The 11,753-nt window shown below is 55.3% G+C and carries 11 protein-coding genes and 1 pseudogene; 6 read left to right on the forward strand and 6 right to left on the reverse strand.

Annotated elements, in window-relative coordinates; translation table 11 throughout:
• Positions 1-2,297: invasin domain 3-containing protein (locus VRS74_RS08175; protein WP_354144762.1), on the reverse strand; the 2,297-nt coding region annotated here is incomplete at its 3' end.
• Between the two features lie 565 nt (positions 2,298-2,862).
• Here VRS74_RS08175 and VRS74_RS08180 point away from each other — a divergent pair.
• Positions 2,863-3,441: a hypothetical protein gene (locus tag VRS74_RS08180; protein WP_354144763.1), complete on the forward strand. Its 579-nt coding sequence runs from the start codon at positions 2,863-2,865 to the stop codon at positions 3,439-3,441.
• Positions 3,434-3,973 carry a hypothetical protein gene (locus VRS74_RS08185; RefSeq protein WP_354144764.1) on the forward strand — a complete coding sequence of 180 codons (540 nt, stop codon included), beginning with the start codon at positions 3,434-3,436 and terminating at the stop codon, positions 3,971-3,973. The genes VRS74_RS08180 and VRS74_RS08185 overlap by 8 nt, the downstream gene beginning before the upstream one ends.
• Here the strand turns inward: VRS74_RS08185 and VRS74_RS08190 are convergent.
• Entirely contained in the window at positions 3,943-4,209 is a 267-nt protein-coding gene (locus VRS74_RS08190; protein WP_354144765.1) for a helix-turn-helix domain-containing protein, read from the reverse strand. The genes VRS74_RS08185 and VRS74_RS08190 overlap by 31 nt on opposite strands.
• A gap of 35 nt (positions 4,210-4,244) precedes the next feature.
• Here VRS74_RS08190 and VRS74_RS08195 point away from each other — a divergent pair, with 35 nt between their 5' ends.
• From VRS74_RS08195 to VRS74_RS08205, 3 genes are all read left to right on the forward strand, one after another.
• The gene (locus VRS74_RS08195) at positions 4,245-5,153 is read left to right on the forward strand and encodes a tyrosine-type recombinase/integrase (RefSeq protein WP_354144766.1); all 909 of its coding nucleotides are present in this window, start codon (positions 4,245-4,247) and stop codon (positions 5,151-5,153) included.
• A 180-nt stretch (positions 5,154-5,333) separates the two neighbouring features.
• The gene (locus VRS74_RS08200; protein ID WP_354144767.1) at positions 5,334-7,259 is read left to right on the forward strand and encodes a polysaccharide biosynthesis protein; all 1,926 of its coding nucleotides are present in this window, start codon (positions 5,334-5,336) and stop codon (positions 7,257-7,259) included.
• Between the two features lie 86 nt (positions 7,260-7,345).
• A complete protein-coding gene (locus VRS74_RS08205) occupies positions 7,346-7,735 on the forward strand; it encodes an NUDIX domain-containing protein (protein WP_354144768.1) in 390 nt (129 codons plus the stop codon).
• A gap of 67 nt (positions 7,736-7,802) precedes the next feature.
• Here the strand turns inward: VRS74_RS08205 and VRS74_RS08210 are convergent, their stop codons facing one another.
• From VRS74_RS08210 to VRS74_RS08220, 3 genes are read right to left on the reverse strand one after another with little or no spacing between them, the layout of a single operon-like run.
• Positions 7,803-8,903: a DegT/DnrJ/EryC1/StrS family aminotransferase gene (locus VRS74_RS08210; protein WP_354144769.1), complete on the reverse strand. Its 1,101-nt coding sequence runs from the start codon at positions 8,901-8,903 to the stop codon at positions 7,803-7,805.
• Positions 8,904-8,933: 30 nt separating this feature from the next.
• A complete protein-coding gene (locus VRS74_RS08215; protein ID WP_354144770.1) occupies positions 8,934-9,569 on the reverse strand; it encodes an acetyltransferase in 636 nt (211 codons plus the stop codon).
• Complete coding sequence (locus VRS74_RS08220) at positions 9,566-10,162, reverse strand: sugar transferase (RefSeq protein ID WP_354144771.1); 597 nt, start codon at positions 10,160-10,162, stop codon at positions 9,566-9,568. Before VRS74_RS08220 ends, VRS74_RS08215 begins: the two co-directional genes overlap by 4 nt.
• Positions 10,163-10,242: 80 nt before the next feature.
• Between VRS74_RS08220 and VRS74_RS12670 the strand changes: the two are divergent.
• A pseudogene (locus VRS74_RS12670) lies at positions 10,243-10,361 on the forward strand (IS630 family transposase); the annotation flags it as partial.
• A gap of 68 nt (positions 10,362-10,429) precedes the next feature.
• Here VRS74_RS12670 and VRS74_RS08225 read toward each other — a convergent pair.
• Entirely contained in the window at positions 10,430-11,752 is a 1,323-nt protein-coding gene (locus VRS74_RS08225; RefSeq protein WP_354144772.1) for a hypothetical protein, read from the reverse strand.
• Position 11,753: the final 1 nt, after the last annotated feature.

Raw genomic sequence — 11,753 nt, forward strand, 5'->3', positions numbered from 1 at the left:
CCCGCGCTCGAGCCTTCCGCATAGTCGAAGCTGTAGCTCGTCCCGCTGCCGGCGTTCTGATTGGTGAACACAGGGGCACTGTCGTTCACATCGGTCTCGTTCAGCGCAACCTGCACGGTCGTGCTGTTGGTCCCGTCGCTCACGGTTACGGTCAGCGTCTGCGTGTTCGACGTCTGCTCATAGTCATTCGCCAGCGAGGCAGCACCTGCAGCCGTCAGCGTAATCTCGCCCGTCGAGCCATTGATCGCGTACCAGCTGTTCGGATCTCCGCCCGTAATGCTAAACGTCAGCGCGTCGCCTTCCGCATCGCTCGCAGACACCTGGCCAAGCACGTCACCCGCGCTCGAGCCTTCCGCATAGTCGAAGCTGTAGCTCGTCCCGCTGCCGGCGTTCTGATTGGTGAACACAGGGGCTGCATTCAGCCCCGTATCATCATCACTAATGGTGTTGGTTGCTGTAAGATCGGCGGCGGTAGAGCTTAGCGATGCTGTCCCGCTCGTCACGCCCGTCAGCGTAATAATAACCGTCTCGCCACCTTCGACTAGGCTATCGTCGATCACCGGCACGCTAATCGTCGCACTCGTCGTATTCGCCGAAATGGTCACCGCGCCAGACAGCGCAGTGTAGTCCGTACCCGCTGTCGCAGTGCCAGCAACCGAATAGCCAACCACCGTATCAGTCGCAGAGGCAGTGCTTAGGTTCACAGTAAATACGCCATTAGTCGATGGCTCAGACGCATCCGTCGTATTTGTAACGCTTACGCTAGGAGTTGGGTCGAGCGGAATGTGGTTATTAATCACGCCATTAGACGTTGTCGCAGGCGATGCGCCTACTACGAAAGAGAAGTCTAGGTAGTAGGTCGTATCATCAGAACCAGTTGGCGCAGTCGCTTGTGGCTGGATCGCAACGATGCCGCCGCCAAGGCCAGGATTAAAAGGTCCTGAAGATACAGGGATTGCGAGGCTCTGGAAGGTGTACCCTGAAGGTTCTGTAACATTGAGTGTGTAGACACCGTCAGATGCGCTACTGTTAAGCACAAAGCTATACTGGCCGTCTGCCGACGTAGTTTGGGTGTTTGGCCCGCCCAGAGTTTGGTCCAACGAGCTATTGGGAACGAGTGAGCCGTTATAGTTGAAAGTCACGACCGCACCGGCAACAGGTTGGCGCGTGACAGTGTCGTAAACCACTCCTGCCGGGTCAATTACTACAGCATCTACGCCGGTCAGATCTGTGCTGGCGTCGGCAACGGAAATCGATGTTACAAAGTGACTGTTGTTGTTGCCAACTGCTGATCGGGCCTTAGCCTTGTAGTTACCTGACGACTCGAACTCGATTTTATACGTTCCTGGCGCAACATTGCTAAACGTGTAAGCCCCGCCCGACCCGGTCGTAACCGTCTGTAGCACTTGACCGGAATTGTTGAGCAGTCTGACTGTGCGGCCACTCAATCCGTTACCGCCGCCGTTTCGGACAGTCCCGGAAATAGAGCTGTTGCTCACAAAGTCTACTGATGCCGTGTCGACTATTGACGAGCCGTCTACTACCCCGGTGATCGTCGCTGTTTCTATTGATGTCGAAGACGTCAGCGTGGCCGTGTACGTCCCATTTCCATTGTCGATTACCCCCGATAGCGAGCCGGCATTGGTAGACAAAGTGACGGTATTTCCTCCAGCAGATAGATTATTTCCATTGACGTCTTTGAGCTGGACGGTGACCGTAGATGTGGAAGTTCCGTTTGCTAAAATGCTGCCTGGCGAAGCGGTTATGATGGAAGTTAGACCGGCCGGATTTATTGATGCGGGCTTTGATGTGGCGTACGTATTCAATTCATCGAATAGTCCAGTAGTAGCGGCATTTCCTGAAATTACGTCGCCTTTGTCTCCAGATGCTGTGTCGGCATAGGCCCGAGTGCTACTAACAAATTGCAAAAGATAGGTCTTCTGAAGTCCGCTTGCAGCGACGTATGAGGTGCCGTCATCAACTCCGCCGGATACTGTGAGGCCAATACCGTGGACAGTTGATCCTTGAGTATCGCGCCAATTTACGGCTGCATTGAAAGTAGAGGTCGAGCCGTTACTGAATTGGAATGTGACCGTTACGGAGTAGTCGTTTCCCTGGCTTCCGCCGAAGCGGCCATCGTCCGTGGTGTCAGAAATTACCGCGCCAGTTATGCCGAGCGTTGCGAAAGTATTCAGCCTTGTAGGCTGGTGGGCAGCGTTTCGGTATTCGCCGATTACGCCGTTTTCAAAGCCTGCGCTTACTGTCGTTTGGGCAATCGCGGGGGCGCCCAGCAGCAAGGAGGACAAAAGAGCAAAGAACGCAAATTGTAGGCGGAAGCAGACTGATCTCATGGTGCGGCTGTTTTATCAGATGTAGGCGGACGCTGCGCTAATTTGTTCGTCGAGAATTGCCAACGAAAAGTTTCATATGTGAGAGGACTACCTTGGCTAGAATTCCAAGGTCGATCATGCACGTTATCGGGCATTTGGCACACTAAGGTTACACCAAGGGTGGGCAGGTCTGAGGCCAGCAAGCCCGGGTCAAATCCTTTTGGCAGTCATAGCCTCTCGATAGCTTCCAGAATGAGGCCCGCCAGAGCGCGCGGCAGTTCGTTTTGCAAAATTGCCGATCGTGTGCGCGCCTTGCTGCGCCAGCGCCTTTGAGCGCGCCTCGCCCGCATGCAGATGGTGCATAGAATTTGCCCAAATGGGGGGCATGATTTTGCATCACTGTGTTGGCACTCTTATGGAAATTACATCATATATTTCAGTGACTTGCAATCATTGGGCGGTGTGTGTATTGGTCCCAATTCAATGGAGGGAATGGGTATGAAGCGACACTCATTTTGAGGATTAAAATACTATGAGCATTAGTAAGAATGCAGTTGCAGTGTCTGGAGAATTTAGCGCAGCTCAACTGTTCACACCGCAGCAAAGAATTCCGATGCCTGGCCAAGACGCTGGCAGATGCGAAAAGCTTTTCGATGACTTGTGCCGCCACTTTCAGCCACGCGACGCGGTAGAGGCCATGTGGGTCAATGACGTGGCTGTCATCATGGCCAAAATAGAATTTTTGAGGAAGTGCCACAGGGCAGCAACGCTCGTCGCGCTGAGGCGTCAGGCGTCAGACCACTCACGATACGATCCCGGCATACAGTCCTTCGAAGTCGAAGGCGTGAAGGCTGCAGTCTTCGACGACGAATACAGCGTGGGAGACGATGCGGGCGTTTATGGCAGCGAAGAGAACCTGCCCATCGTTCGTCTGCTTGGCACCGTTTCGATGGGATCCCTTCGCAAGGAAGAGGACTTCATGGGCCTCGAATTTGCTGCCCTAAAGGAGCGCGACAGGATCATCGATCAGATTGGCAGAAAGCGCCGCGATGACATGAAGGCCGCGGTCGCCATCATTGACGCGCAGCTTTGCGAAAATGCCGATGGATGAGGGTAAGCGTCGCCGTCGATCGGCGCTTAAAGAGGGCGCTCGTTGGCTCGCCAAGCAGCAGGCAAAGAGGCGCCTTGCCGGCCCGAAGACCGAGGCCGGCAAGAAGATATCGTCTCAGAACTCACGCAAGCATGGCGTGACCTCAAGGGATGTAGAAAGGCGGTTTGATGAAGGCGTCGACGTGCCCGACTGGCTCTTTGTCCTGGCCAGTCATCTTCGCGAGATGGCAGATGGCGAAGACCCGATGGATGCCCACTTGATCCGCAAGGCGCTCATTGCTGCCTGGCGTGTAACCATGGCGCAGGACGCGCTCGACATGGAGATGGCGACGTCGCTTTATCCTGCTGTCGATCTCAAAAAGACGCTCGCGGGATGGACGTCAGACGCACTTCATGGCGTTGCAGGCAAAGGGTCTGCCACGTCGACGAGGAAGGCGGAGAAGCTGTCCTACTACGCTGCGCGTTTTCGTTCAGAGCGCGACAACGCCATACGCCTGCTGCGTCAGCGCTCCTTGTCTCGATCGCCGCCTTGAGCGTGTATGCGAATGCCGGGGGCGTCGTTGGGAGTGCCGACGAACTCGATGCCTGCGGCTTCGAAGTAGGCGCGCAATTTCGTCAGATGACCCTTGCGCGAATGAGGTACGCCTGACGTCGCCTCATAGCGTTTAAGGGTTGCCGAACCAATTTTTGTCGCCTCGGCAATATCTATAATCGTCCAACCAAGTGCGGCGCGCGCTGCCTTAATCTGTTCCGCAGTTATATCTGACACTTTACTTATGATCCTTTTGGTATCATATTGGCCGGATGCAAATCATCGGCACAAGAACAGACTGGCGCTCCGAATTCCAGCGCCTTGATGGCGCTTATGCGCCTGCAACAATGCGCAGTTACTATGCGGATGTCGAGGCCTTCGAGCGCTGGTGCGTGGAAAATAGCATCAAAGACGCCTTCCCTGCATCTGTCGAAACTGTGTGCCGCTTTCTGGAAGACCAAGGAAAATACAAGGCGCCCTCGACCGTTCAGCGAAGGCTGTATGCCATACGCAAAGTGCATCGTCTGTTGAGGCTGCCCGACCCCACACATGATGAGGACATCAATCTTGCTTTTCGGCGAGTACGCCGCGCGCAGGCTGTGAGGCCGCGGCAAGCGAAGGGCCTGACGCGCCATTATCTCGAGAAGTTTTTGGAAAGTGAGCCCGACAGCCCTTGGGGCCTGCGCAACCGGGCAATGCTTGCCCTCGGCTATGAACTACTGACGCGCAGGTCAGAGCTCATTGCCTTGCGCAATCAGGACATCGTAGAGCGGACAGACGGCACGCTTAGAGTGCTGATCCGTCGCAGCAAGGCCGACCCCTTTGGGGAGGGCAGGATCGCGTTCACGTCAAAACGAACGGCTGATCTGGTTCGGGAGTGGCTGGCATACCGCGGCCCCGAAATCGAGTGGCTGTTCTGCCCCATCTACCAGGGCAAGGCCATTAATCGCTGTCTGGAGACAACGACAGTGCGGCGGGTAATCAAGGAGGCGGCGCAGCGCTGCGATCTGCACCCAGAACAAGTCGCGTCATTCAGCGGACACTCGATGCGAGTGGGTGCAGCACAGGACCTGCTGAAGCGGGGATTTGACACAGCCGCGATTATGAGGGCAGGCGGCTGGAAGTCAGTTAATGTGCTCGCGCGCTATCTCGAAAAGGCCGAGCATAATGTGTGGGCTTAGCCTTGTCCGCGGTGACAGAACAATGGTCACCCCGCCAAATGAGCGCCGAAATTGACGTCTTCTGATTATCTTGCAGCCCTCGTCCGCGTCCTCTAGTCACAAGGCAGCGTAACAGACGCGGTGAGAAAAGTGAAACCTTCGATAGACTACCTGATTAGGCGTTTGTCTGGCCTCAATCGCTTGAGCAAAATTGCCCTACAGGTTGCAGCGGACAGCGCGCTTCTTTTAGGCCTGTTTCTCTTTGCGATGACGCTGCGCTTGGAAAGCGTCGCCTTCGCGAGCAGCGCCAAGGTCTGGCTGGTTTTCGGTTTCGCTGGCGCTGCTGCAATCACAACCTTCTGGCTGAGCGGCCTTTACCGGACCCTCGTGCGCTTCTTGACGGGGAAAATCATTGTCGCGATCGGCCGCGGCGTTGCCGTGCTGGCATTGAGTATGCTCGCTCTTAACGCTTTCTTTGATGCCGGCATCCCGCGATCTGTGGCGATTATGACGTCAGCTCTTGCCCTGCTGGCAATCGGCGGGATGAGGTTCTTTGTGCGGCAAATTTTTCGCGGGCCACTGCAGCTATCTAAGCGGCCTGTCGCGATTTACGGCGCAGGCGACGCGGGCCTCGAGCTTCTCAACTCCCTATTTCACGGGCGGGATTATGCCCCGATCGCCTTCATCGACGATGATCGCCGCTTGCAGGGCCTTATGATTGGCGGCTGCAGAGTACACCCTCCAAGCGCGCTGCCGCAGTTGATGAACAGTGTTGGGCTTGACGCGGTGCTTCTGGCTCTGCCCAACATTGGACCAGTCAGGCGCCGTGAAATTCTGTCTCAGCTGGAGAAGCTCCAGCTCGAGGTGAAGACTATACCAAGCCTGTCCGACATCATTACTGGCAAGGCCAAGATATCCCAGCTTCGTCACGTCACGCCTGAGGAGCTTCTCGGGAGGGATCCAGTTCCGCCAGATGAGCAACTGCTTGGGCGCAACATCACGGGCAAAGTCGTGATGGTGACTGGGGCGGGCGGCTCAATCGGAAGTGAGCTGTGCCGGCAGATCCTGGACCAGAGCCCCCTAGCGCTTGTCCTCTACGAAATGTCTGAGCTTGCCCTCTACTCCATTGAGGGAGAGCTTTCTGAAACAGTCAAACGGCTTGAAAGAAGTGCCAAGATCATCCCCATCCTAGGCTCGGTGCAGGATGAGGCGCGCCTGGATGCTGTGATGAAGGCCTTCAAGGTCCAAACAATTTACCACGCCGCAGCATACAAGCATGTTCCCATCGTTGAGGAAAACATTGTTGAGGGGATCCGCAACAACGCCTTCGGAACCTTGGCTGCAGCAAGACTGGCGCATAAAAATGGTATTGAGCGCTTCATCCTAATTTCTACCGACAAGGCAGTGCGGCCCACGAACGTGATGGGCGCCACGAAGCGCATTGCCGAGTTGATTTGCCAAGGCCTTGCCCAACAAGATACCAGAACTGTCTACTCCATGGTGAGGTTTGGTAATGTGCTCGGCTCATCGGGATCTGTGATCCCTCGGTTCACATCACAAATCGAGGCTGGCGGCCCGGTCATGGTAACGCACCCTGAAATCAATCGTTATTTCATGACGATACCAGAGGCGTCACAGCTGGTCATTCAGGCGGGGGCTATGGCTCAAGGCGGCGATGTATTTGTCTTGGACATGGGCAAGCCCATAAAGATTGCCGATCTTGCGGTCACCATGGTGAAGCTTCAAGGCCTCAAGCCTTACTTCGCCGATCATGCTAATGAAGTGGATCACGAAGATGGTGATGTTGCCATCCACTTCACCGGCCTCAGGAAGGGCGAAAAGCTCTACGAAGAACTGCTAATCGGAACAGATCCCAAGCCAACCACGCACCCTCGCGTGATGACCGCTTCCGAGGCGTCTGTGCCAATGAGCGATCTCGTGGACGCACTTAAACGCCTGCGGCATGCATGTGACAATTTCGACCTTTCGGAAGCTAGGCTAATCTTGGCAGAACTGCCGATTGACTACGCGCCGACGGATAACGAGGTCGGCGACCTGACCTGGTCAGCTTCGCAAGCCGGGGACACCGCTGAGAGGCCGGCCGCAAGAAGCGAAAGACCAGCATGAGGGCGGCCGTACTCGGTTTTTTCGGACGCATCTGGAGCCGGCTACTACACCTATATTTTAGGCTTACGCGAGGTTTGACGCTCGGTGTGAGGGCGGTGGTGTTTTCCAGCGATGGGAAGGTTCTGCTCGTGCGGCACACCTACACACCCGGCTGGCATTTTCCTGGCGGAGGGGTTGAGGTCAATGAGACTGTCGAAGGCGCTTTAGCGAAGGAGCTCCAGCAGGAAACAGGATTACTGCTTGTGGGAAAGCCAAGGTTTCACGGCATCTACCTTAATTTGGTAGCCAGCAGTCGCGATCATGTACTGACATATCTTTGCGAGGCCGAGGGGCGTCTTCCCATCTTGATGCCAAGTCCTGAGATCGCCGATCTAGGATACTTCAGTCTCGATGAGCTTCCGAAAGATATCGAGAAAGGCACTGCGCTGCGTCTGAGAGAGATAACCAATGGGCTAGAGCCCAGAAAATATTGGTAATTGTCGAACGATCGGAAAGCGTTGATCCGTTTGCGCCAGGCACCCGAACTGTTGGAATGCGACACCCTCAAGCAACTACTAGCTTAAGAATTCGCTCGATTACTTCATCCTGCTGATCGTCCGTCATATCACTACCCGACGGAAGGCATAGGCCTCGCTCAAACAATCTCTCGTCGACCCCTAAGCCGTGATAAGGAGCATCCGCGTAAAGAGGCTGCAAATGCATAGGCTTCCACAGAGGACGTGACTCAATTTCATGTTCGAGCAACGACAATCGTATATCCTCGCGTGTTACTCCAACAACGGCAGCATCGATCGTGAGCGCAGTGAGCCATCGCGTTGATCGCAAACCTTCAGGCTCCGGCATGAACGAAATTCCCGGGCGCGACAGAGCATCGCGATATCGCTCAAAGATTGTCCTGCGTCGGGCAACCCGCTCATCCAGCACTGCCATTTGTCCCAGACCGATGGCCGCACAAATATTCGACAAACGATAGTTATAGCCATAGGTCGAATGTTCATAATGTGGCGCAGGATCGCGCGCCTGTGTCGCCAGGAAGCGGGCTTCGTCGGCCCAGGCTTTGTGACGCGTCACCAGCATTCCGCCACCTGATGTCGTGATAATCTTGTTGCCATTGAAGGAGAGGATGGCCGCATCTCCGCCAGTGCCGGCTTTACGCCCACTTCTATAGGTAGCCCCGAGGCTTTCGGCAGAATCGACAATGAGGCGCACACCATGGCTTTTCGCCAGTGCCTCCAGTGCATTGAGATCAACACTCTGTCCGTAGAGATCGGTCGGCACAATCGCCTGGGGCAAGCGCCCCTCTCGCGCGGCCCTCTCCAATTCGTCAGAGAGGATGTTGACGTCCACCGTCCAGCTTGCCGGATCGAGATCAAAAAAGCGTGGTCTTGCACCAAGGTAATTGACGGGGAAAATTCCCCCGGCGAATGTCATCGAAGAAACCCAGACCTCGTCCCCCGGACCGACGCCGGCTATGCGCAAGGCAAGGTGTAGCGCAGCCGAACCTGATGACAGCCCGACACAGTGCAGGCCTTCGCCAAGGTAGTCGGAAACTCTTTCTTCGAATGCATCGAGTTGGGGGCCAAGAGGAGCAACGAAATTCGACTTAAACGCTTCAGCGACGTAAGCCTGTTCTTGTTCAGACATATGCGGACGCGAAAGGTAAATACGCATTTCCTATTTGGGCTCCATTAAGCGGGCAGGATTGCCGACTACCGTTGCTCCGGCAGGAACGCTTTGGGTTACTACCGCGCCCATGCCTACTATAGCACCCGCTCCGATCACCAATGGATCACCTGGCCTGCCCTGACGCAACACGGCGCTAGATCCAATATACGCGTGGTCCTCTATAACAACATTCCCATTGCATCTTGCTCCGGGAGCTAAGGTTACAAAATCACCAATCCTGCAGTCATGGGACACATGCGAGAAGTAATTAGCATGGAATTGACGTCCTATCGTCACATTACAAGTAATCATCGAGTATGGGCAGAGCACAGAGCCTTCCCCTAGCCTGACGTCACTAAGTATCACAGCGGACTGTGCATGTGCGGGCATGAATCCTATACCCGCCTCCTTACACTTTAATGATAGGCGCTCGCGCACCTTCCCGTCACCAATTGCCAAAATGACATGTTTTGCGCTTGCCGCCGTTCTTTTAAATTCGACCCAAGATAAACATGGGTAGTCGTTGACTTTCGCTAGCCCGCAATCATCATCAATGAAGACATAATTCGTATCCGCGGCCTTCGGCAGCATGCCCATAACTTCACGTCCATGGCCCGCCGCGCCATAAACTCCAACAATTCTCACTCCGTTTCTCCAAGGAAGCGCGGCATGGTGGCTTCGCCTGAGGCGCTTACCCCGTCCCGCCTAACCACTTTTTCAGTGGTCAGCCACAAGATCTTCACGTCGAGCCAAATCGTGCGGTTATCTACATACCAGACATCCAAAGCAAATTTCTCCGGCCATGATAGGGCGTTTCGCCCATTCACCTGCGCCCAACCGGTCAACCCGGGGCGCAATTCGTGCCGGCGGGCTTGCTCCGTCGAATAGAGTGACAAATACTCCACCAAGAGTGGCCTAGGTCCAACCAGGCTCATATCGCCCTTCAGGACATTCCACAGTTCAGGAAGCTCATCAAGCGAGGTTGACCGCAGGAAATGTCCGAAAGGCGGAAGGCGATCTGCGTCAGGAAGCGGGTGCCCATTCTGATCCGTTGAATTGAGCATGGTGCGGAATTTTATGATCTGAAACGGCTTGCCATGGATGCCAGGCCGAGTTTGGCGGAACAGGATCGGCGATCCCATCTCGCGTTGGACGCGCCAGGCCAAGTAGAGGATCACTGGAGACAATAAGAGGAGCCCGGTGGCCGAAAGCGCGATATCGAGGAGCCGCTTGATCATTACCCGCAGCTTTGGATGATTACGAGCGTCATAGCAAGCTATTGGAGGTTAGTGGTTTTGCACGGAACAACAAGGATCTTGGGCAATTCAGACGCCTCTTGGCAATGGCGGCAATCTTGATGGCGGAAGTCGGAGCGAGGCCGCTAGGATTGCTAGCATGACGCTGCAGATCGTCCGGGACTGGCTGCTTCGCTTCAACGAGGCCGAGGTTGCCGGCTGTCAGGCATTCCCAAATCAGGGGATGTAAAAAATCGCCAAAAATAGAGCCTATTGGGGGCACACAGGGTTTCTAGCCTTACGGGCCTCCCAGTATATTTTCATGAAAGACATTTGGACTTTCTCTTGAAGCGCATAAACATCCGCTATCATCGTCTCATCATGGTACAGAAACCGCCCCTTCCAACCCCCATCGAAAAAATCGGTGGGGGCATTAAGGGATTCCGCCGAAAATACTGGCAAAATACCGCCGACGACAAATCCGTAATAGTCATCGCGGAAAGCATCGGCACCTGTGGTAAAGAAGGTTGGCTTTCCAAAATGCAGCGCTTCGATGGCAACGCCACTGTTGGGCACGAGGACAATATCCACTGCAGCGAAGAAATCAACGCCAACCTCTTGCTGCGATCGGAGGTATACTTTGGGCATGCCTGCGATGGCGCTCCAGTCATGGCTGCAGCGCGGATGGCGCCTGAGATGGATTCCAGCCACATCTCTCCGGGCAGAGAGGGACGCAACCAGCTCTTTAATCCGAGGCTTATCCGGCAAAAAGCTGAGGCAAATTCCGATCCGGTAAGGTGGTGGATCAACCTGTGGCGCCCGGAATGCCTCGGCAAAGGGCGGCAGGATAGTGACTGCGTCATCATTGAACGGAACATTCAGCCTTTTTGAAACCTTCCGGTATGCTTCGACCGAGGCACGGTCATGGAGTATCGACAGGTCATAGGTGAGGGGCGGGAAATGTTCAGTGACCGGTGCGTGCTGCACATAGCAGGTTCTCTTACCTTGTTGCCGCGCCGCGGCCAGAAGCGCCATGACTATTGGAGAATGGTCACATGCGATACAAACCACTTTTAGGTTGCCGCTCAGGGGCCGTACGGAGAAAATCACTGAAGCCGCGACCGCTAGCACGCTTTGCAGATGCACCAGCGGGTCCGGGTGTCTTTGCGCGCGCAACGCGCCACCGGCCGACCGCAGGGGCGTTATCGAAATGGCTATCTTTAGCCGTGCCCCAAGCGGGATCGGACGCCCGTTCATGCAGATTGCGCTGCGGGTTCGCAGATCCAGGCACTCGTTCAGCCTCGTGAAAGCGCTGACGTTGTTGTCCGAGACGCCATATTGAAATACTTCGGCATCCCCGTTCGGCTCCCGAATGACCCGATAGCCGAGGACGACCGCCGCCACCATCAGCATGTTAGCGAGGCGACTTCGAGATGCCAGCCGCACGATCGGGAAGATAATCCTAAAGGCAGGTCTCTTTCGGGCGATCCCCGGACCAATGTCGGCGTGTATCTCCTGCCCGTTGAAAGCATGACTTTCTGCGATCAATGAATCGAGCAATACGCGCTGCGGCAGAGACGATTCTCTTCCCATA

The sequence above is a fragment of the Altererythrobacter litoralis genome, assembly GCF_036324225.1.
Lineage (GTDB): Bacteria > Pseudomonadota > Alphaproteobacteria > Sphingomonadales > Sphingomonadaceae > Erythrobacter > Erythrobacter litoralis_A.

Excerpts from the sequence above, each read along its gene's own strand:
- VRS74_RS08180 (WP_354144763.1), top strand. The coding sequence starts at position 2,863 with ATGAGCATTAGTAAGAATGCAGTTGCAGTGTCTGGAGAATTTAGCGCA.
- VRS74_RS08185 (WP_354144764.1), top strand. The coding sequence starts at position 3,434 with ATGGATGAGGGTAAGCGTCGCCGTCGATCGGCGCTTAAAGAGGGCGCT.
- VRS74_RS08195 (WP_354144766.1), top strand. The coding sequence starts at position 4,245 with ATGCAAATCATCGGCACAAGAACAGACTGGCGCTCCGAATTCCAGCGC.
- VRS74_RS08210 (WP_354144769.1), bottom strand. The coding sequence starts at position 8,903 with ATGTCTGAACAAGAACAGGCTTACGTCGCTGAAGCGTTTAAGTCGAAT.
- VRS74_RS08220 (WP_354144771.1), bottom strand. The coding sequence starts at position 10,162 with ATGATCAAGCGGCTCCTCGATATCGCGCTTTCGGCCACCGGGCTCCTC.
- VRS74_RS08225 (WP_354144772.1), bottom strand. The coding sequence starts at position 11,752 with ATGGGAAGAGAATCGTCTCTGCCGCAGCGCGTATTGCTCGATTCATTG.